This window comes from Paenibacillus silagei (genome assembly GCF_017874735.1).
Lineage (GTDB): Bacteria > Bacillota > Bacilli > Paenibacillales > Paenibacillaceae > Paenibacillus_AQ > Paenibacillus_AQ silagei.
In genome coordinates this window covers 142,916-164,996 of the sequence record NZ_JAGGLV010000001.1, presented here as the reverse complement: position 1 = coordinate 164,996, position 22,081 = coordinate 142,916, and the positions used below count along the sequence as shown (strand labels likewise).

Sequence of the window (22,081 nt, the reverse complement as noted above, 5' to 3'; positions counted from 1 at the left end):
CTACCTGAAATGGACAGTCCGGCAGGTTCTATTCTGGAAATGGGGCCGTGAAATGCAGTGAATTGGGTTGTCCGACAAATAAAATGAGCCTTCCTGAGCTTGTCATGTCCTGAAAGCGCGAATATATAGGCCCGCCCCTCATATAATGTACCAAACTATTCACAGTTGGGAGGCGGGAGCGTGCACGATTACATCAAGGAACGTACCATTAAAATCGGACGCTGCATCGTGGAAACCAGGCACACGGTCCGGACCATAGCCAAGGAATTTGGCGTTTCAAAAAGCACGGTGCACAAAGATTTAACCGAACGGCTGCCGGAAATTAATCCGGATCTGGCTGATCAGGTGAAGCACATTCTCGAATATCACAAGTCCATCCGTCATCTTCGGGGGGGAGAAGCCACAAAAATTAAATATAAGAAAACGACAGGTAAGAAGCGTGAGGTTGCCGTAGCCTCAAAGCCATAAGATTTTCGGATTTTCGCGCCATAATTCAGGTTTAGTCCATTGTACTCACCCCCTAAAGTATGGTATTTTTAAATTTGGTACAATCTTCTTTTCTCATTTAAAATAACACTTTGGGGGCTCTTTCATTATGCTTAGCAAGGATATCGGAATCGATCTCGGCACAGCCAACGTGCTCATTCATGTCAAGGGAAGGGGAGTCGTTCTGGATGAACCTTCCGTGGTCACACTTGAAAGTGATACGAAGCGGGTCCTTGCGGTTGGTGAACAGGCACGCCGGATGGTTGGGCGGACACCTGGAAATATAACGACGATTCGTCCGCTCCGTGACGGGGTAATCGCCGACTTTGCCATTACGGAAATGATGCTCAAATACTTTATTGACAGCGTTGGCGGCCGGACCTGGTATTCACGGCCCCGTATTTTGATTTGTGCTCCCACCAATATTACATCTGTGGAAACGAAGTCCATCCGTGAGGCGGCAGAGCGCAGCGGGGCCAAAGAGGTCTTCATGGAGGAAGAGCCCAAAGCTGCAGCCATTGGCGCAGGAATGGACATTTATCAGCCTAGCGGAAATATGGTCGTCGATATTGGCGGCGGAACGACGGATGTAGCCGTATTGTCCATGGGCGACGTCGTTACCGCCTCTTCCATTAAGATCGCAGGGGACAAGTTCGACGATGCCATTTTAAGATATATTAAACAGAAATATAAGCTACTGATCGGTGAACGCACGGCGGAGGATATCAAAGTGACCATCGGCTCGGTACGTCCGGGCGGCATGAAGGCAGAGATGGACATCCGCGGGCGTGATATGGTGAGCGGATTGCCTCAGACTCTTACCATTTCATCCGGCGAGGTGAAGGAAGCGCTGTGGGACCCGGTTTCGTCGATTGTGGCTGCGGCCAAGTCGGTGCTGGAGCGTACGCCTCCTGAGCTGTCGGCAGATATTATTGACCGTGGAGTGGTGCTGACCGGCGGAGGCGCCCTGCTTAACGGACTGGACGAGCTGCTCTCCGAACAGCTGCATGTTCCGGTCTGGGTGGCTGAAGATCCGATGCACTGCGTCGTCAAGGGCACGGGAATTATGCTGGATCATTTGGACAAGGTAGTTAAGAAAAAGTTCTAGCCTGCCGATAATAAGGGAGAACAGCAGATTCCAGGAAGGGACTGACCTCATGCTCAGAGGATTATATACAGCCGCAGCAGGAATGGTGACGCAGCAGCGCAGACATGATACGGCGACGCAGAACTTGGTCAATTTAAATACTACGGGGTACAAGCAGGTCGACAGTGTCAGCCACGCTTTTCCCGAGGTGCTGGTCACCGCGATGAACGGGGGCACTGCTAAGACTGTAGGACGGATCAATACCGGGGTTTTTGCCGAGCAGTCCGTCTCCCAATACCTGCAGGGCGACCTTATTGAGAGCGGCAAAAGCGTAGACTTTGCGCTGTCTACCGATCTGCAGGTCCCAGACCCGGAGAATCCGGGTACCAATCTTGCTTTTGACGGCTCGGGGAAATATATCAGTCCGGATGGCGAGGTTACTTACCGGCCCCAGGCGTTCTTTACGGTTCAAGATAATGAAGGCAATAATTTATATACACGTAACGGAAGCTTTACAGTTGCTCCTACAGGGGAAGTGCTTAGTTCTGGCGGATTCAAGGTGCTCGACAGTAACGGCAATCCACTAAGTTTGAAAGAGCCCCAAGATAGCCTTAAAGTGGACGGGGAAGGGAATCTGATTGATAATGATACTGGGCAGCCTTCAGGCACCCGGATCGGAATCAGCGTCGTCACAAGACCGCAGGAGCTGGTGCGTGACGGCAACGGGGTTTTTCATGCTGATGATGCCGAGGCCGCAGACATCCGCTTTTCTAATGGAACGGATATTCTGCAGGTACGCCAGGGCTACCTTGAGAACTCTAATGTGGATGCCACTCAGGTCACTGTGGATATGAACGCCGCTTACCGCGCGTATGAAGCGAATCAGAAAGTGATCCAGTTCTACGACAGCAGCCTGCAGAAGGCCGTGAATGAAGTCGGCCGGGTATAGCCGGGCTGCATGGACCATTACTGATGGTGTAAGCCAGTTTCTTCTTATCAAGCTAGTAGGAGGTTAGACCTGTGAACAACTCGACAATCGGTGCTTCTGTCTCAATGGCCAGTCTGCAGCAGCGGCTGGATATTATAGCGGATAACATTGCCAATATGAATACCAATGGTTATAAGAGCAAGCAAGGCTCGTTCGAGGATGTGCTTACCCGTGTACAGCAGCAATCCAAGGATTATGACCAGCCTGGGCGCAGCATGCCGCTGGGCTTCAATATCGGCTTTGGTGTGCGTGTGCCTACAGTGTCAAGTAATTGGGAGGAAGGCACGCTCCAGGAGACAGGGAAGCCTACGGACTTGGCGCTTCAAGGCAATGGATTGTTCGGCGTTCAGGTGAACGGTGAAACGGCATATACCCGCCAGGGGAATTTCCACTTCACCCCGGATACGGCCAATAAGGATAAGATGATTCTTGTGGACAATACCGGCAATCCTGTGCTGGGTGCTAACGGTACTCCGCTCAGCGTAGGAGCTAATGTAAGTGCTGCTATTGATGAGCGCGGGCAGGTGTGGACCAAGACGGATGAGAAACAGCCGCCTGTCCTGGCAGGCAGCTTAATGATTGTTGAGCCGCTCAGCAAGAATGCTTTGCAAGCTGTGGACGGTAATTTCTATGTATTAGCTGAAGGCGTGACAACGCAGCAGGCATTCGTGCAAAGAGCAGCGGGCGAAGCGAAGGATGTAGGCGTTCGCTCAGGCTATCTGGAATCCTCTAATGTGGATCTGAGCCGGGAAATGACGGAGATGATGCAGATTCAGCGTACGTATCAGCTTGCTGCCCGGGCGCTGTCCTCCAGTGACCAGATGCTGGGCCTGGCTAATAACATGCGCGCGTGAGGTGAAGGAATGAGTCGTGAGAAGGTTAAGACTGCACAGAAAGCAGAAGAGGAGCAGCAGCAGCCGGTGAAGCGGCGCAGGATTAGGGCCTGGACCATTATTCAGTGGTTCCTGATTCCATTGCTGCTGGTTGCCGCACTTGGAGGCGGGCTGGTCGTAGGGTATGTGATCCTCGGCAAAAAGGAACTAAGTGATGTGCTCCTGTGGAGTACGTGGAAGCATGTATATGATCTGGTGTTCGCACCTTAAAGTGTTATGGCATACCGATATCGGAGGCTCCCTTGTTGTGCAGGGGAGTTTTCTTTTTTATACTGAAAAATGTATAATGATGGCGTGCCCTAAGAGCGCCAAAAAGGGCCCTCTCCGCCATGCTGCCGCGTGCGGTGGAGAAAGCCCCTTATCTTAACCTCCACTGCTGCAGGTGGTGAAGGATAATTATAGTTTTTGCCGAAGCTGTCCATATTTATGCAGAGACGGCGGAGAATAAAACAAAAGTGCTGCTGTAGGCGGAGGTTCATAGACGCGGTTACAACCGAAGGGAGCTTTAATAATCATGATGAATACCAATCAAATTCAAGAAATAATCCCCCACCGGCCCCCATTTCTGCTGGTGGACAAAATTACAGAAATAGAAATGGGCAAACGGGCAGTCGGCATCAAAAATGTAACGGTAAATGAGCCGTTTTTTGCCGGACACTTCCCTGGCTTCCCGGTGATGCCGGGTGTGCTGATTACGGAAGCCTTGGCTCAGGTGGGCGCTGTGGCTATTCTTGGCGTAGAAGCTAACCGGGGCAAAATCGGTTTTCTGGCCGGGCTTGACGGCTTCCGCTTCCGCGGACAGGTTGTTCCCGGCGATACCCTTGTGCTTGAGGTAGAGATTACCCGGCTTAAAGGCAGTATCGGTAAAGGACAAGCCACTGCCAAGGTGGACGGCAAGACGGTAGCGTCCGGCGAGATTATGTTCGCACTCAGCTAGTTCCTGTTATAAACTTATATATTATAGATGGAGAAGGAGAGATAGACATGACTGGATTAAGCCCGAAGGCGCAGGAGACCCTGACACGCTGGCTGCAGGACCCTTCTGTCGACGAGAACACCAAAGAAGAGCTGAAGGCCCTTGCCGGTGAACCTAAGGAACTGGAAGAGCGATTCTATAGAGATCTTGAATTTGGTACAGGCGGTTTGCGCGGAGTCATCGGAGCAGGCAGTAACCGGATGAACCGTTATACAGTCGGCCGGGCTACTCAGGGCTTCGCTGATTACATTCTGGGACAGCATACGGGAGAAGGCAGACCCTCGGTGGTTATCGCCCACGATTCCCGGCGCTTCTCGCCGGAATTCACGCTGGAGGCTGCGCTTGTACTCGCCGGCAACGGAATTGAGACCCACCTGTTCTCTTCCCTGCGTTCTACGCCGCAGTTATCCTTTACCGTCCGTCATTTGAAGGCGTCTGGAGGCATTGTAATCACTGCCAGCCACAATCCCCCTGAATATAACGGATACAAGGTCTACAATGCCCAGGGCGGACAGCTGGTGCCGCATGAAGCGGAGAAGGTTATTGCTAATATTTTGAATGTGGACTCCTTCAACGGAGTGAAGCGCATGTCTCAGGAGGCTGCAGAGAGCGCAGGCCTGCTGCACTGGCTGGGGGCCGAAGCGGACGAGGCATTTACGGATACGGTTGCTGCGGTAAGTGTCAGCCGTGAAGAGATTGCCTCTTCGCTGGGCCGTGACTTCTCCATTGTCTATACGCCGCTGCACGGGACAGGCAATCTTCCGGTCCGCCGTGTACTGGAGAAGATCGGCTTCACTCAGGTACATGTAGTTCCTGAACAGGAACAGCCGGATTCCGAATTCTCTACCGTGAAATCTCCGAATCCGGAGGAACGTGAAGCCTTCACCCTGGCGATGAAGCTGGGCGAAGAGCTGAATGCGGATCTGCTGATCGGTACAGATCCGGATGCTGACCGTATGGGCGCCGTGGTTCGTGACAACGAAGGCAAATTTGTAGTGCTGTCCGGGAATCAGTCCGGCGCGCTCATGATTCATTATTTCCTGAGCCGTTTACAGGAACAAGGGAAGCTGCCGGCTAACGGCGCTGTAGTTAAGACCATTGTAACCAGTGAGATGGGCGCTGCTGTAGCCAGCCATTATGGCGCTACGGTGTTCAACACCCTGACCGGATTCAAATATATCGGGGAGAAGATGAACCAGTTCGAGCAGTCCGGCGAGTATACGTATCTGTTCGGATATGAAGAAAGCTACGGCTATCTGGCCGGCAACTATGCCCGTGACAAGGATGCAGTCCTTGCTGCAATGCTGATCGCTGAAGCGGGTGCCTATTACAAGGCCCAGGGCAAGACCCTGTACGATGTGCTGCAAGAGCTGTATGCACAGTTCGGATACTTCCTGGAGAGCCTGGAATCCCGCACGCTGAAGGGCAAGGACGGAGTGGCCCAGATTCAGGGGATCATGAATGACTGGCGGACCAGCCCGCCGCACGAAATCGCCGGGGCATCCGTAACGCAGGTGCTGGACTACTCCATGGGACTGGACGGTCTGCCTAAGGAGAACGTGCTGAAATATCTGCTGTCGGACGGCTCGTGGTTCTGCCTGCGCCCTTCCGGCACGGAACCGAAGATCAAAGTGTATTTTGCCGTGGTGGGTGAATCCCTGGACAACGCCAAGCACAAGGTTGCGGAATTGACCAGTCAGGTTATGGCACGGGTAGACGGGAAATAATAAGTAATAGATAACTTCCCTGCGGAAACGGAGCTGCTCCAGATGGACAGACCTCCGTTTCCGCTTAAATTTGCCGGTGGCAAGAGGGTCGGGTCGGCAGCTGTGATGTAAGGCAATCAGCTTTAAAGTGAAAGAGGAGGTACTTTGGTGCAGCAGAAATGGCAACGCTGGAATATAGCATCACGCAAGTGGTTATGGATCATTATGGTGATAGGTCTGATCGGTGCGCTTCCGGTCGTATATGACCGTCTACAGACAGAGAAGTCTTCCAAAACGGTTGAGTTTGTCTTTGATTACCGCGATCTGGTTGAGGTTGCGAGCTACCGGGAGAACCCGCAGGATTATATCAACGAGCAGTTAGACCGGCTGAAGGCAGCCGGTGTTCAGAGTATGGCTATCTATGAAAATACATTGGAGGATTTCCGCAAGGCGCGCCGCCTGATGATCTGGGGAGCGTCTGATATCGCCAATCTTACCGATACTGTGATTCCGGAGAATGAGAACTATACATATGTCCTCTTTACCAGTGCGAAGAACAGTGAAATGCTCTCACCGGTTATCCGCGATGCCTTCAGCAGACTGGACATCCGGACGGAAGAATGGAACTACCGCGGCCAGCAGGGGCTGATCATCCAGACACCGCTGGAGGATGCAACGCTCAAGCCGCTGCAGCCGGACCCGATTACACTGGAAATGCTGCATGCGAAGGGCTTCAACATTGTGCCCCGGCTTGTAGACTCTCTGGCATACAATCAGGATGCCGTGAAGAAGCTGCTGGACCGTTACGCCGAGCTTGGCGTCAAGCGGATTCTTTTTGAAGGAGAGTCTGTCAAAGGGTACTCCGATGATGCGGATACGGGCAGTCTGACCGTCTTCGCCGATCTCCTGAAGCAGCACGGGATGGGAATTGCGGCAATCGAGAATATTAAGGTTCAGCAGAAGGGCTTCTCCAAGCTGGCCTATATGCTGGATTACAACGTGGCGCGCCTGTATTCACTCAGTGAGGCGGATTCCAGCCTGAAGACTGAAGTGATCGCAGACCGGTTCGCGCTGGGCACCAAAGACCGCAATATCCGTATGATCTATCTGAATACGATTCCCTCCAGAGACACTAAGAAGGCTGCTATCACAGATACGCTGGATAACCTGATTGAGAGTCTCAGCGGACCTGAGGGTGCAGTAGCCAAGATTGAGGCGAACGGCTTCAAGATTGGACAAGCTACAGCCTTTGATGTGAGCGATTCCTCCTTCCAGCGTTACTTCAAGCTGATTGCGGTGATCGGGGCGGTGGCTATGGTTGCGCTGCTGTTCTCCTACTTCATCCCTTGGCTTACTCTGCCTGTATGGGTGCTTGGACTGGTTGGAAGTGCAGGACTGCTGGTTCTGAAGCCGGCATTATTTGAACAGGCGCTTGCGCTTGCCGTAGCCATAAGTGCGCCTACCCTGGCTATAGTGCTGGCTATCCGCAAAATTAATGAGATGGGCCCTCCTTTACGCGCCAATCCGTTAACCTTTGCCGTAATGAGCCCGCGCCGCCGTCTGACGCATAGTCTCGTTCTGTATGTCAAAACTGCGTTAATCACCTTCAGTGCGGTGCCTTTCGTCATTGCGCTGCTGAATAATATTACCTATGCCCTGGTACTGGAACAGTTCCGCGGGGTAAGTCTGCTGCATTTGGCCCCGATCGGGCTTACTGCACTGTATGTGCTTTTGTATCGTGGAGAGTTTGCCTTTAACAAGACAGGTAAGCTGCTGCGGACGCCGATTACACTCGCTATGGTCATTGCCGCCGGTGTGATCGGTATCGTGGGGATGTATTATTTGAGCCGGACCGGGAATGCCGGAAGTGTAAGTGCACCGGAGAAAATCCTTCGTGTCTTCCTGGAGAATACCGTCGGGGTAAGACCGCGTAACAAGGAGTTCCTGCTGGCACATCCGCTCTTTATCCTCGGTGCATTCTTGGCCTATAAATACCGGAGTGCAGCCTTCATCATGATTATTGCAGTTATTGGGCAGTTGTCTATGGTGGATACCTTTGCCCATATTCATTCACCTGTGCTGATCTCGCTGATCCGCGGACTCCTGGGTCTTGGACTCGGCCTGATCATCGGTATTATCGCTGTTGGGGTATGGCAGATTGCGGAAGGATGTTGGAAGCGATGGTCACCACTCCTCAAAAAATTGTAATCTCCGGCTTCTACGGCTTCCGCAACAGCGGAGACGAAGCCGTTCTGCAGTCGATTCTGAATGCTCTGCGCAAGCAGTCCCAGGCTGCCGGAATAACGCTTGCGCCTGTGGTTCTATCCATTGATCCGGAGTGGACGGCTGCCACGTACGGGGTGGAATCTGTACACCGGATGAAGCTGGGAGAGGTCCGCAGAGCCATATCAGAAAGTGCGGGCCTGATCAGCGGCGGCGGCAGCCTGCTTCAGGATGTTACAAGCAGCAAGACCATTCCGTATTACCTCGGTATTATCAAGCTGGCCCAGTGGATGGGGAAGCCGGTATTTATCTATTCCCAGGGAATCGGCCCGGTGAACCGCAAGCTGTTTCATCCGCTGATCAAATCCATATTCCGGAAATGTGCCTATATCTCCGTGCGGGATGAACAGTCCCGCCTGTTGCTTCAGTCTATGGGGCTTAGTATTGATGAGGTAGAGGTAGTACCTGACCCGGTTATGGGTCTGGAGTTGCCTGAGGATATGCAGCCAGGGGTAGAAAAAGGGACGTTGATTGGGGATACGCCAGTTCCTGGCCTGCAAGTTGTGCCCGCTACTGTAGGTGTCTCTGTCCGCTTCTGGGAGCAGTCCCGTAAGGAGCTGGACGCGTTGGCTGAAGGCCTGGTGAAGGCTTCTGCGGTCCAGCCGCTCCATGTACACTTTCTGCCCTTCCATCATTCTGCGGACAATGAGGCTTCTCGCTATGTAATGCAGAAGCTGGGCCGGAGTATAGAAGACAATGGAGGATCGGTAACGATCCGTGAGGATGCGCTTCATCCGCTGCAGATGCTGCGGGAGGTAAGCCAGTGCCAGGCCCTTATAGGTATGCGGCTGCACAGCCTTATCTATGCTGCGGGACAGCGTGTTCCGCTGATGGGCGTCTCTTATGATCCGAAGATTGATCATTTTCTAGAGCGGGTGGATTGTCAGCCGGTAGGCAAGACAGATACACTGGAGGCAGACAAGGTAGCTGCCGGGCTTCTGGAACTGCTGCGCTCAGGGGAGCGCTGGAAGCAGGAGCGGGAGCCGCTGATTGCCGCGCTCACCCAAGAGGCAGAGGCACCGGCCCGGCGAATTGTCCAATATTTCGGCCGTAAAGGATGAGTGACAAGTGAAAGCAGATAGCGCATTACCGACAGTACCCATTTTTGGCATACGAGTATCCAAGGCGGATATGAAGACCACCGTTTCTTATCTGACAGAGGCGGTTCATAAGCGTGAGCCTCATCAGGTAATTACTGCCAATCCGATTATGGTCATGGCGGCGCTGGAGAATCCGTCTTATATGGAGATTATGAAATCAGCAGAGCTGGTTGTCCCTGACGGAACTGGAGTGGTGTGGGCCGCGGAGTATTGTCAGGAGCCTGTAGCTGAGCGTGTAGCGGGCTTTGATCTTTTACATGAATTATTGCACCAAGGCGAAAGCTATAACTGGAGAGTATATTTGCTCGGTTCAACCCCTGAGGTGATTCGCGAGACGGCTTCCCGGTTACAAACAAGATATCCCGGTATTGTCATCGCAGGATATCATGACGGGTATTTTGGTCCGGCAGAGGATGAACACATTGTGGGCGGAATCCTTGAAGCGAAGCCTGACTTGCTCTTTGTTGCCAGAGGGGCGGACAGCCAGGAGCCATGGATCGCCAAATACAAAGCCCGGCTGCAGATCCCGGTGATGATGGGTGTCGGCGGGAGCTTTGATGTGATCTCCGGCAAGAGCCGCCGTGCCCCTGTGGCCTTCCAGAAATTAAGGGCAGAATGGTTATACCGGCTGCTCAAGGAACCCACACGTTACAAAAGAATGCTTGCGCTGCCGAAATTCGCAGTAAAAGTGGTACGAGAGAAAGATAAAGTGACAAAAGAACAGTAAAATGAGGAAATTTACTGAAAAAATCCGTGTTACCGCCTAAAAACAGTATTGGAATTTGTTTTTGGTTCAGCGTATAATTCAATGCGGTAGAGAAATGGAGGTCGACTTTTCACATGTTAATCATATACATCGCCGGATTCGTTGTGTGCATGGGGCTTGCACTGCTTTTGACGCCGTTCGTGAAGAAATTCGCCATTAAGATCGGTGCGACAGATGTGCCAAATGCCCGGAAAGTGCATACGAAGATCATGCCCCGCCTTGGCGGACTCGGCATATTTCTGGCGTTTGTGTTAGGCCTGCTTGCCGTATTACCAATTATTCCGTATGACTTCACTCCCCGGGAGGCTAATTTCATTAAAGCGCTGCTATGCGGCGGAGGCCTGATTGTGTTGATCGGCGGTCTGGATGACCGTTTTGAGCTATCAGCCAAAGTGAAGCTGCTGGGCCAGATTGCCGCTGCCTGTATTGTGGTTTTCGGGTTTGGCATCACGGTAGATTTCGTAAATATTCCTTTTCATAATAGCTATTCTTCCTTAGAGAGCTGGATTGCCATCCCTCTGACGATCTTCTGGATTGTCGGCGTCACGAACGCCGTGAACCTGATCGATGGGCTGGACGGGCTTGCAGCAGGCGTATCCGGTATTGCCATTGCTACGATTGCTGTCATGGCTTTCCTGATGGGGAACACGATGGTTGCCCTGCTCTGTCTGCTGCTTCTGGGCAGCATACTGGGATTCCTGTTCTTCAACTTCCATCCCGCCAAAATCTTCATGGGAGATACGGGCTCGCTGTTCCTGGGCTTCTGCCTGGCACTGCTTGCACTCCTCGGCTTCAAACAGATTGCGGTGGTTTCATTCATCACACCACTCCTGATTATCGGAGTTCCGTTATCGGATACGTTCTTCGCCATCGTCCGGCGCAAGCTGCAGAAGAAGCCGATCTTCGCTCCGGATAAAGGCCATCTCCATCACTGTCTGCGCGAGCTCGGCTTCAGCCACCGCCAGACGGTACTGATCATCTACGGCATTGCCGCATTCTTCGGTATCCTGGCAGTCATCCAGACCTCTGCTTCGCTCTACGAAGCCAACTGGGTTACCTTCGTAGTCATCTGCGTCATGCTCTTCTTCCTCCAGATCGGCGCAGAGATCACCGGCGTCATCAGCAAGACCAAGCGCCCGGTGATTGATTTGTTTTTGAGAATGCGGATGAAGGTTGGGCAAGAGCGGGGCAGTAAGTTATAATTTCTTTTGAAGCTGAATTACGATTCACAAATTGTTTCATTAAATATCGGTGCGTATCCTTCCATAAGGGTACGCTCTTTTTTTTGTCTTATTGCAGATCTGGATGCCGCTTACAGAAAAGTTGGGCGGAGTCCTTCATATTATGGGCTGCTGGACCGATAAAATAATTATCATCAACAAAAGGGAGAGGTTAATGACATGCAGCGCATGAAAAAAACATTTATCTGGACACTTCTGTTCGCTTTATTGGTATCCTTAGTCCCGCCGGGACTTATGAATATTGCGGCGGCTGCAGATAAGCCGACCAGTTACTTTACACCGGATAATCAAAAGCTTCGGAATACGGTTGATCTGACTTTACTTCCATCATCTTCAGTGCCGTCATTGCAAATTGCCAGAGATAATGTATTGCAGGTGACAGATGCAAGCCTGACAGTTACAGGTACCTTTACAAAGGTAACCAGTTCTACACTCGGAGCAAATGTACAATTATTAAATTGGGATCAGCAGAACAACAAATGGCTGGAAGATCCTACACACGTAACACCGGGAGTGGTCCAACTGGATGTTGACAGCCCCGATAACCGTTTCAGTGCCAATCTGACCTTGTATCCTGGTATGAACCGGATTACATTGACCGGATCGCAAGGCAGCAATGATCGCTCAGAAGCATTTTACGTTCTCTTCGATAAGGTTCCTTATGTGGAGAAGCTTCAGGTTCTTGGAGGATCAGAGAAGCTGAATCTAAATGAAGGCGCACAGTTAGTCGTAGCCAACAAGGAAATCACACTTGAAGGTAAAGCGCAGAATGCCACCAAGGTTACGGTTTCCCTTAATGATGGCACTGCTTCAAGCACATCATTATTGCAGGATGGCACTTTCTTTTCCCAGCGTATGGAGCTTAAGCCTGGGGTGAACAGCCTTAAGCTGGTTGTACAGAATGGTTCTGACACACTCAGCTTTCAATATTCAATTTTCTATTATGATGAGAAGAACCCAATAGTCGCTATGTACTTAGGAGATAGTACCGGTCAAGGGCAGGACCTTTTATACGGAGATCAGCCAGTGATGACAGAGGATAAAGATACTGCCAGCCTATTTGTCCAGATGATGGTTCCAGACAATGCCGGAGTGCCTTTCAGCGGTTCGGCAGTTGTGAAGCTGGATAGTGCAGTACCCGCTATTGAATATGGGGAAGGTTTAACACTTAGCAGCAGTGGTGCGGTGGGGTTGAAATCAGGCTCCGAAATTTTAGTTCCTTCTCCAATTAAGGATTCGCCTGCTTATCGGCTGGTAACATTTAAAATCCCTTTGACCTTAACAAAGGATAATGCAACACCTGCTAACCGTTTAGAAAAGCAGACGCACAATCTTTCAGTAGCGTATGGAACCAAGACCGTTAACCGGTCCATTGATTTTCAGTATATGAAGAATAACATTGTAATTACAGATATGAAGTATTTGCCGGGGTATAACGGAACAACAGGGACAGTACCTGCCGGAGTAGCGCTGAATGGGGCTAAGGTGGATTCTGGAGAATTCTATATCTTGGTTAAAACCAATACAGCTATGACAACCACTCCTGTAAAGCTGCTTGCAAGCTATTTGCCTTTGTCCACCAGAGTTTTAGCGCCGGAATGGATAAAGGCGGTATCGCCAACAGAACATATCTTTAAAATTACGGATTTCCAGAACGGGAATCAGACCGTCCGGTTCAAGATAGATGGCTCATCCTCAAACAAGGATGTGAATATTTCTTTTGCCTCGAAGAGCTACATTTATGTATCCAACCTTACGGATGGGCAGACTTATGTAATTAACTCCAGCGAGAGCAAAGTATTGAACGTAAAGGGACAATATATCGACTTTAATCTGGGTAGCAGCTACTTCCTGGCTGAAATGTATGTGAATGGGTTGAAAATAAAACCTACAGGAACAGAGAAGTGGCCAAATCCAAGTGATGGTGCTTTTTCTGTAGATTTAAAAATTGATGCTAAAGAGGGACCTATTGTATTCGGGGAGAATAAAATTGTCCTGACAGGAACAGGGGTAGATGAAAAAGGACAGGTTCGTGAGGTCCGCAAGGAACTGCGTGTCTATATTCTTGATGAGAATGTATCAACCATCAGCAAATTCCAGCCGGCCTTAGGCACAGGAAGACCTACATTCCCGGACGCTAATTTTGGACCAACGGATGTACTGCTCACGAAGCTGTTCAATCTGACACCTGATTTTATTTATAATGATACAAAGTATACAACTAGTCTGAAAACCTATGATTTGGTGCTGCGAGGCAGCGGGGCAGTGAAACTGAATCTGAACATGGGTACCAAAAATATATTGTCGCTTGATATTCCGGCTAACGCCAGTGCTGCTAATACAGCAAGCCCTGTGTTTGCGGATCAACGTTATACTACCAGCTTTGCCGGCAGTCAGAAGGATTTCGTAATGCGGATTCAGGATCTCACCAATGATACACCGGGAACCTACATCTATACGCTGGAACTGATCAACAGCACGGGTGCCAAGACTAGTCAGAAACTGGAGCTGATCCGGGAGGTCAGTGCTTACCGCATTCTGTCTCCTCAGCCCTCTGTAGGGACTCAGTATGTTGTGAACAAGAACTTTGTTCATTTTGATATTGAGGCTGAGGGAGCTACAAGTGTAGTTATTGACAAAGAGCAGGCCGTTAAGCGAACGGATCTGGGACCGGGCAGGTTCGTTCTGGATTACGTAGGCTTGAAGCCAGATAAGGCAAACAGCATCAAAATTCAAATTGTCAGAGGAAGCAGTACAAGTACAGATACTATCTCAATATTCTATACGGGCACTGTAGCAGTTGATTCGCAATACATGGCGCCTAAGGTAGCGGACAAATACAGTGTATTTAATAAGAAGCTGGAATTGACCTTCCCGAAAGGGACTGTAATGCAAAGTACAGATACACGCAATCTGAAGAAGTTCTATCCTGATACCAAACTTCGCTTCGGTATTGCTGAACCGACAACAGGTGTGGTCGAACGCCGTAACGATTATGGCAATGTCATCGGCTTCCCGGTAACATTTGAAGAGAGCGGAATTCCTAACTGGACCATTCCCGATGAATTCTCACTTCGTTTCAGTTCTCCATATGAGAGCAGTAACTTCGTAAGAATATCCGATGTGTACTGGATTAGCGGAGGCTTGGGCGAATTGGGTACAGTATCGACTGGAGGGTACATTCCTGCAACGAATGGCCTGGCTCCATATTCTGTAGATGGTTTGTTCGGTGATCCGCAGACTCCGGCAGAGCGCAAGATCACTCCATCCAAGCGGGGGAAACTAACACTGGCTTTTGACTCCAATGTTGTTGATGACGCGGGGACTGTTGTCACTGTATTCCAATATAACTCCAACCGTGAATGGGTGAATATTGGTGGTACTGTGGATACCAACAAGCATACAATCAGTGTTCCGTTTGATGAATTTGGTTATTACAAGGTTATGAAAATGAGCCGTGGCTATAACGATATTACGAATCACCAATGGGCCCGAAACATTCTTAATGCCCTGTATTCCAAGGGGATCATGAATAATCTCCGTTTTGAACAGTTTGGCACAGACGATCAGACAACAAGAGGAGAGTTCGCGACCCTGCTTGTTAAGGGCTTGAACCTGCCGCTTAACTACGATAGTAATAAGACCTATTCAGATTTGGTTCCAGGGGCCAGTTCAGTAACCTGGGATTATGAACATATTGAGACAGCATCCAGAGCCGGAATTGTGACTGGACTTACCGATGGGGTATTTGGTCCAGATCAACCGATTACGCGTGAGCAAGCGGCTGTGATGATTGCCAGAGCACTCAAGCTGAAGCTGCCGGTTAATGATCAGAAATTAAAGGATGCAGTAGCCAAGTCCTTCCTGGATTCCGGTAAGATAGAGTCCTATGCATTAGCCGCAGTTCAGGCCGTGTCAAAGGCTAAAATTATGAATGGGGCTGAAGTGACCACTACGGGCCAAAAGAAGGCTTCGTACAACTTTAATCCTAAAGCCAATATGACAAGAGCTGAGGCTGGTAAAATTGCTGTGGAGCTTTTGAAGAAAAGCACTACAATTTTCCCTAAAACCCTGAGCTAGGCAGTAACAGTCCCAGAGTAAAAACCTTATTCAGGTTAAATTACCATTCGGACATCTTTGTAATCTGCTCCCATTTGCGTTACAATGTCAAAGAAACCATTTTTACGTGAAAGGTGAAAGCCATCGATGAAACCGATTTTATCAAAAGCACAATTGGATTACACGAAAGCAAAGAATATGTTTGAGAATAGAGCAAAGGTTATGGAAAAGGAAATTGCAGCGAAGCGGGCTCTGCAGGAGATCACTCAGGAGGTAATGGAAGAGCTTGTCCAAGCAACTGGCTTCCATGATGCTTATAATGAACTTGTTATTGCTGAGAATGCTTTGATCGATTGGTCCCATAGCACCATCAAGCATGAGAAGACCTACCGTGAGAACCGCGCAGCGATCGATGCCATGTATGAGAATGTAAATGCAAGTCCTGAGAAGCGCCAGGAGTTAATACAGCTATCTATGAAGATTCGATAGCCCTGGATATACTGAGTTGAAGGTAAGGCTGCTGAGTTGATCTCAGTAGCCTTTCTTTATGTCAATCATTATCTGGGAACGTGTTAACCCTGCTGCAATGTGGGTATATACTTATTAGCTCGAATGTTGGTCAACAAAAAAACCACATTTAGTATGCAATATTTGTTTATAAACTTAGCAAATATTGTTTAATGACGTTTGGAATGCCTCTATGCTATACTGATTCCCGTAGCCACCCAACATTAACAATAGTTAGTAGAACATACATATTGTATCTTCTAGAGTATCGGGGCAGGGATACAGCAGGGCAGAAAAAGTTTTTTTAACCAAAGCGCAACTTTTTTGAAACTATTGCGTTTAAGGTGTAGAGTCACTTGCACAAGGCAATTGCGGAATGCCCTCAAGGCACTGTTCATTGCTAAATGGAAAAATTAGCTTTACGTGACTAGAGGCACATTGTATAATACTTAGGTAGAATTAGGAATCTAGTATTACTATGCCTTGAAGCTGTTTACAAGTTTCTGTGATACCCGTCACAGACATTATTTATACTTAATCTGCTCAACTCGGGAAAGGGGGTGCTCGACAAATGAGTGATATGAGCTACACAACTAAAGAAAAATCCCAGTTTATGAATGTCCAAGGAGGAGAAAAAAAGGTTATGAAGAAAATTTTATCCGTAGCATTATCTACAGCAATGGCATTCTCGATGTTTGCCTCTGTAGCATTTGGTGAAACAGCAAAGGTAACTCCACAACAAGCATTTGATGCTTTAGCAGCAAAGGGTGTTGTTAATGGGTTCCCTGATGGTAAGGCTCATCTTGATAAAGATCTGACTCGCGGAGAATTCGCTAAGATCGTTACTAAATTGTTCGGTCTTACTGAAGTAACTGGCAAGTTGTCTTACAACGATAAAGGTTACAACGCTAAAAACTGGGCTGTTCCTTACATCGAAGCAGTTACTGCAGCAGGATTGATGCAGGGTCAAGATACTGTTAAAGGTATCTTCAACTACAACGGTAAAGTAACAGTTGAAGAAGTAGCTAAAGTATTGGCTATCGCTCTTAAGCTGGAACAACCAACTACAACTGATAACAGTGCATCTGTATGGGCTAAGGGCTATGCGCAAGCAGTTATCAACGCTGGTCTGGTAGAGAAAACTGCCAACTTCAAAGCTAACGCTCTTCGTTCTTTGGTAGTTGAAACAGCTTACTATGCTGATCAAATCGGTAAAGTTCCTACATTGACTGTAGCTTCTGCTGAAGCAGTAAGCCCAACCAAAGTAGTTGTAACTTTCTCTGACAAAACTACTGCAAACGTTGAATTGACAACTGCTCTGGTAGCAGGCGTTGAAACAACAATCAACTTCAAACACCTTGAAAAGGACTACACTGCAAAAGTAACTCTGCAGGCTCCTAAGGTAGTTTCCGTAACTGCTCCAAACGCTAAGCAACTGGTTGTTAAGTTCAACCGTGCTATTGATGGAGAAACACTTGTTGAAAACACTGCTAACGGCGCGAAATTGATTGATGAAGTTGTTAAAGTAACTCGTGTTAACAACAGCGATCAATTGGTGAATGCTAATAACGCAAACGTAGTTCTGGCTTCCGATGGTACAGAAGCTTGGATCACATTTGCAGGTAGTGAGTATCTTAAAGGTACTTACACTGTTGTAATTAAAGACAGTGTGAAAACAACTGCCGGGGAAGCTATTCCAGCCTTCACTAACTTGTTGACTGTTGCTGATACAACTGCTCCAACTGTTGCTTCCGTATCCTCTGTTGCTAAAACAACAACTAACAAAGTTTACGTTAAACTGAGCGAGCCAGTTAAAACTGCTGGGTTGATTGCATACGTTAACGGCGCTCCAGCAAGTGTGAGCCGCGATACTTATGCTCCACTTGACGAAGTGACTTTGAACACTGGTTCTGCATTGACTAGTGGCGCAACTTATGATGTATCCCTGACTAATCTGACTGATTATGCGGGAAATGTTGCTAACCCTAATCCAACAAAAGCTTCTGTCACTGTAACTGCTGATTCCGCTGCTCCTACAATCGTAAGCGCGACTGCAGAAGGCGACAAGAAAGTTAAAGTTGTATTCAATAAAAACATTGATTTCAATTCCCTGGTAGGTAGCGTACGTTTGCTCGACCCTAACGGTGAACTGAAGAGTGTTATGCAAATCAATGCTGGTGTTGATGGCAAGACGTTCATCTTGACTTCAACTATGGCGAGCCTGCCTGAGAGTGGAACATTCACAGGAACAATTGTTTTCGGAGCAAGTGTTCGTGATACACTTGGTAACACTCTGGGAACTGCACTGTCCCAACCAATCACTTTCACTAAGGATACAGTAGCTCCAACGGTAACTAGCGTAACTTACAAAGCCGGAACTGGTATCACTATCAAGTTCTCTGAAGAAGTTACTTATGGTAATGTTAATGGTCTGACTTTGATCAATGACTCTACTGGTGTTGCCAATACTGATCTGGTTTATACTGGCCGTTCTAATGATGGCAAGTCTTTGACATTCAAAGTAGGAACGACTGCTGTAGTTGGTGCTCAAACTCTTCGTCTACCTGCAGGCCTTGCGGCTGATACGAGCTACGCTAAGAACAAATCTGCTGCAACAGTATTGCCTGTAACAGGAAGCAGTGCTTCCACTGATACTGAAAGACCAACAGTTATCAGCGCTGTATACCAAACTGAGGTTGAGACTAGCGCAGATTACGTAATCCGTGTAACTGCTACGGATAACTCAGAACTTAACATCAAATCGCTTCAAGATAATAACAGTTATACATTGGCTGACGCTGCACTTCCAGTTGGTTCTTATGTAACGTTGCTGCCTGCAACAAGTGGCAGCACTACAAGAGTTGCAGAAGTTCACATTCCTAAGTCCAGCATTAGCGAAACTAAAAACTACAAGTTCACAGTTGCTGGTATCGTGGATACTGCCGGAAACGGTTTGGACGTTGCTTTTGAACAGGTCATCAAACTGGGTGACAGAGTAAGACCTACATTGTCTTCTGCTGTAGTATCCGCTTCTGACAGCAAAACAATGATTCTGACATTCTCTGAAGTAGTTAAGAATGCAGATGCTGGTGACTTTATCTTCACGCTGAATGGTACTCCTGTAGATCCTTCATCATTTGCTACTATCGGTAATGCTTCTGCAGCCGACAAGTTCTATGTAACATTCAATGATGCAAATGGAGTTATCGATCTTAATGGTAACACTGTTTACACATTGAGTGTGAAAGTTAGAGATGTAGCACCTATTGCTAACATCACTGACGTTGAAGGAAATAAAGTTAACACTGGTACTTCCATCACTGTTAAGTAATCTCCGATTACTGCAATTAGGAATAGCCTCTTCGGAGGCTATTCTTTTTTTATAGCCATTTATCCCATTATGAGGAGGAATCACTTGTGAAGACCGCTTGGAAAGTTACGATGTCAGCAGTGCTGCTGGCAGGTGGCCTGTGGGCAGGCTCCGTGCTTAACTTAAAGGCTGAAGGCGCCGGTGTTGGATCACAGCCAGGAACGGCTGAGGACCCGGTGGTTACTAAAAGCTATGTGGACCAACAGATCCAGAAGGCTTTGCAGGGTGGAACAATTAGTCCACCTACTCAGACTCCGGCTGCTACTGCAACTAATGCACCGGCTGCAACCACAGCTCCTACCAAAGCGCCGGCTTCCGGTTCGGGTGATACAGGCAATACGGGCAATGCCAGCGAAATCGTTGATGTGAAACCTGGACAAACCCTGATTGCCGGGGCGGGTGCAGAATTTATTGTTCGCGCCGGCAAAGCGGTTATTTATTCCCAAGATGCTAATGGGGTAGCTGACTTGACGGATGGTGTCGATTTGGCGAATGGTGTAGCTGCGCCTACGAATCATCTGTTATCTTTCCCCCGGGATGGCCGTGGAATTGCTGTACAGGACGGTCAAACGATGAAAATCGTTGTTATGGTCCGTGGAGCATATACTCTAAAATAAGCTGCAACCCATTTAAGTTACACTACAATTAACATTTTCTTTCTATATAAAGAATGCCCTATTTTGGACCTCCATATACACCGGAACTCATTCCCACAGTTGACAAACATTAAGCCGACTCAGGCCTTTGGGATTCGTACACAATACCACCTGTAATCTTAAAAAAAATTCGCAGGAGGTGCTGTAACATGGCACGTACAAATCGCACTGTGGTACCAGAGAGCCGGGCAATGCTGAAACAAATGCAATATGAAATTGCTTCTGAATTCGGATTATATGGAGCTTCGTACGGCGGAGGAATGGATACGGAGTTTGCTTCTGAGCTGGGGACGATTGGCGGAGCAAGTGTTTCTGGAGGAACTCCATATCTGGGACATCTGAGCTCCAGAGATAATGGATCTGTTGGCGGGGAAATCACAAAGAGGTTGATCAAACAGGCAGAGCAGTCTCTTTTCGCATAACTGGCTTCAATTGACAGCCACCGGTAAATAAGATAATATGACCTTTGAGGAAGGCCGTAGACCTTTTCCATCTGGAAAAGGTTCATTTTTTGAATAAAACAGGCATTGGCCATTATTATTCTACTACTTATATTTGGCCTGTTATCTACTAGGGAGCCCCCTTGAATACAGTGTCAGATCAACAATATGGGAGGTTGTTGTATATGTCGATCAAAGGGCGTCATCTGTTTACTTCTGAGTCCGTAACGGAGGGACACCCCGATAAAATCTGTGATCAGATATCCGACGCGGTACTAGATGCATTTCTTGCTAACGATCCTAATGCCCGTGTAGCTTGTGAGGTAGCTGTAGCAACAGGTCTTGTGCTTGTCATCGGGGAAATTAGCACTAAATCTGAATATGTGGATATTCCGGCAATCGTACGTAATACTATTAAGGAAATTGGCTATACCCGCGCGAAGTTTGGCTTTGATTATAATACTTGTGCTGTCCTTAGCTCCTTGAACGAGCAATCGGCAGACATTGCCCAGGGTGTAAATGCTGCTCTTGAGCATCGGGACCCTGCGTCATTAGCTGAAGAGACTGCTAACATTGGTGCCGGTGACCAAGGTCTGATGTTCGGGTTCGCTACGAATGAGACACCTGAGCTTATGCCGCTTCCGATTGCCCTGTCTCACCGGATTGCCCGGCGTCTGGCGGAAGTCCGTAAAGATGGAACTTTGAAATATCTGCGTCCGGATGGCAAAACCCAGGTTACGATTGAGTACCAAGGCGACAAGCCGGTGCGTGTGGATACTATCGTTGTATCTACCCAGCATGCAGAAGAAATTACCCTTGAGCAAATTCAGGCAGACATCAAAGAGCATGTCATTCTTCCGGTTGTTCCGGCTGAACTATTGGATGAAGCCACTAAATATTTCATTAATCCTACTGGCCGTTTCGTTATTGGTGGTCCTCAAGGAGATGCCGGTCTGACTGGTCGTAAGATCATTGTGGATACATATGGCGGTTATGCCCGTCACGGCGGCGGAGCCTTCTCCGGTAAAGATCCGACCAAAGTGGACCGTTCTGCAGCCTATGCGGCTCGTTATGTAGCGAAGAATCTGGTCGCTGCCGGCCTTGCTGACAAGTGCGAGATTCAATTGGCGTATGCTATCGGAGTTGCAAACCCTGTATCAATCAATGTGGATACATATGGAACGGGCAAGATCAGTGAGGAGAAGCTGGTTCAACTGATTAGCGATAACTTTGATCTTCGTCCGGCGGGAATCATCTCAATGCTGGATCTGCGTAAACCTATCTATAGACAGACTGCAGCTTATGGACATTTTGGCCGTACCGATGTGGACCTTCCGTGGGAACGCGTGGATAAGGCGGATTTGTTAAAGGCTCAGTCTGGAATCTAAGAAATTAAGAATAAACATGCCCATACAGAAGCCCTCATGAAGAGGGTGATGTGTGGGCTTTTTTTTGTGAAAAAGTAAGCAGATGTGCCCTCAGCCGTCATCTTCTAAACTTTGGAAGCCCTTTAGCCGAAATAT

17 protein-coding genes are annotated in these 22,081 nt (G+C 48.6%); all 17 read left to right on the top strand.

All coding sequences use genetic code 11. The features are described from left to right. Positions 1–180 precede the first annotated feature (180 nt). The 17 genes from spoIIID (at position 181) to metK (ending at position 21,946) form a co-directional block, all read left to right on the top strand. On the top strand, positions 181–468 hold the full coding sequence (gene spoIIID, locus J2Z70_RS00655; protein ID WP_019915029.1) for a sporulation transcriptional regulator SpoIIID: 288 nt from the start codon (positions 181–183) through the stop codon (positions 466–468). Between the two features lie 127 nt (positions 469–595). Continuing rightward, complete coding sequence (gene mreB / locus J2Z70_RS00650; RefSeq protein WP_036699265.1) at positions 596–1,594, top strand: rod shape-determining protein MreB; 999 nt, start codon at positions 596–598, stop codon at positions 1,592–1,594. Positions 1,595–1,643: 49 nt separating this feature from the next. Next, the gene (locus J2Z70_RS00645) at positions 1,644–2,522 is read left to right on the top strand and encodes a flagellar hook-basal body protein (RefSeq protein ID WP_209868440.1); all 879 of its coding nucleotides are present in this window, start codon (positions 1,644–1,646) and stop codon (positions 2,520–2,522) included. A gap of 71 nt (positions 2,523–2,593) precedes the next feature. Further along, positions 2,594–3,415 (top strand): flagellar hook-basal body protein, encoded by an 822-nt coding sequence (locus J2Z70_RS00640; protein ID WP_209868438.1) that lies wholly within the window; start codon positions 2,594–2,596, stop codon positions 3,413–3,415. 9 nt (positions 3,416–3,424) lie between these two features. Continuing rightward, complete coding sequence (locus J2Z70_RS00635) at positions 3,425–3,664, top strand: DNA-directed RNA polymerase subunit beta (protein ID WP_036699259.1); 240 nt, start codon at positions 3,425–3,427, stop codon at positions 3,662–3,664. A 304-nt stretch (positions 3,665–3,968) separates the two neighbouring features. Further along, complete coding sequence (gene fabZ, locus J2Z70_RS00630; protein WP_036721704.1) at positions 3,969–4,391, top strand: 3-hydroxyacyl-ACP dehydratase FabZ; 423 nt, start codon at positions 3,969–3,971, stop codon at positions 4,389–4,391. 47 nt (positions 4,392–4,438) lie between these two features. Beyond that, positions 4,439–6,157: a phospho-sugar mutase gene (locus J2Z70_RS00625; RefSeq protein ID WP_209868436.1), complete on the top strand. Its 1,719-nt coding sequence runs from the start codon at positions 4,439–4,441 to the stop codon at positions 6,155–6,157. Between the two features lie 147 nt (positions 6,158–6,304). Then, a complete protein-coding gene (locus tag J2Z70_RS00620; RefSeq protein ID WP_209868434.1) occupies positions 6,305–8,344 on the top strand; it encodes a DUF5693 family protein in 2,040 nt (679 codons plus the stop codon). Next, on the top strand, positions 8,317–9,480 hold the full coding sequence (csaB, locus tag J2Z70_RS00615; RefSeq protein WP_209869277.1) for a polysaccharide pyruvyl transferase CsaB: 1,164 nt from the start codon (positions 8,317–8,319) through the stop codon (positions 9,478–9,480). Before J2Z70_RS00620 ends, csaB begins: the two co-directional genes overlap by 28 nt. A 7-nt stretch (positions 9,481–9,487) precedes the next feature. Then, entirely contained in the window at positions 9,488–10,246 is a 759-nt protein-coding gene (locus J2Z70_RS00610; RefSeq protein ID WP_342592968.1) for a WecB/TagA/CpsF family glycosyltransferase, read from the top strand. 113 nt (positions 10,247–10,359) lie between these two features. Next, positions 10,360–11,487 carry a glycosyltransferase family 4 protein gene (locus J2Z70_RS00605; RefSeq protein ID WP_036721693.1) on the top strand — a complete coding sequence of 376 codons (1,128 nt, stop codon included), beginning with the start codon at positions 10,360–10,362 and terminating at the stop codon, positions 11,485–11,487. Between the two features lie 198 nt (positions 11,488–11,685). Then, entirely contained in the window at positions 11,686–15,606 is a 3,921-nt protein-coding gene (locus J2Z70_RS00600; RefSeq protein WP_209868432.1) for an S-layer homology domain-containing protein, read from the top strand. A 126-nt stretch (positions 15,607–15,732) separates the two neighbouring features. Next, complete coding sequence (locus J2Z70_RS00595; RefSeq protein WP_036721689.1) at positions 15,733–16,074, top strand: hypothetical protein; 342 nt, start codon at positions 15,733–15,735, stop codon at positions 16,072–16,074. A 589-nt stretch (positions 16,075–16,663) separates the two neighbouring features. Then, the gene (locus J2Z70_RS00590; protein WP_209868431.1) at positions 16,664–19,423 is read left to right on the top strand and encodes an Ig-like domain-containing protein; all 2,760 of its coding nucleotides are present in this window, start codon (positions 16,664–16,666) and stop codon (positions 19,421–19,423) included. 86 nt (positions 19,424–19,509) lie between these two features. Beyond that, positions 19,510–20,079, top strand: coding sequence for a hypothetical protein (locus J2Z70_RS00585; protein WP_209868429.1), 570 nt, complete (start codon positions 19,510–19,512; stop codon positions 20,077–20,079). A 188-nt stretch (positions 20,080–20,267) separates the two neighbouring features. Continuing rightward, positions 20,268–20,540 (top strand): alpha/beta-type small acid-soluble spore protein, encoded by a 273-nt coding sequence (locus J2Z70_RS00580; RefSeq protein WP_209868427.1) that lies wholly within the window; start codon positions 20,268–20,270, stop codon positions 20,538–20,540. 203 nt (positions 20,541–20,743) lie between these two features. After that, positions 20,744–21,946 (top strand): methionine adenosyltransferase, encoded by a 1,203-nt coding sequence (gene metK, locus J2Z70_RS00575; protein ID WP_036699242.1) that lies wholly within the window; start codon positions 20,744–20,746, stop codon positions 21,944–21,946. Positions 21,947–22,081: the final 135 nt, after the last annotated feature.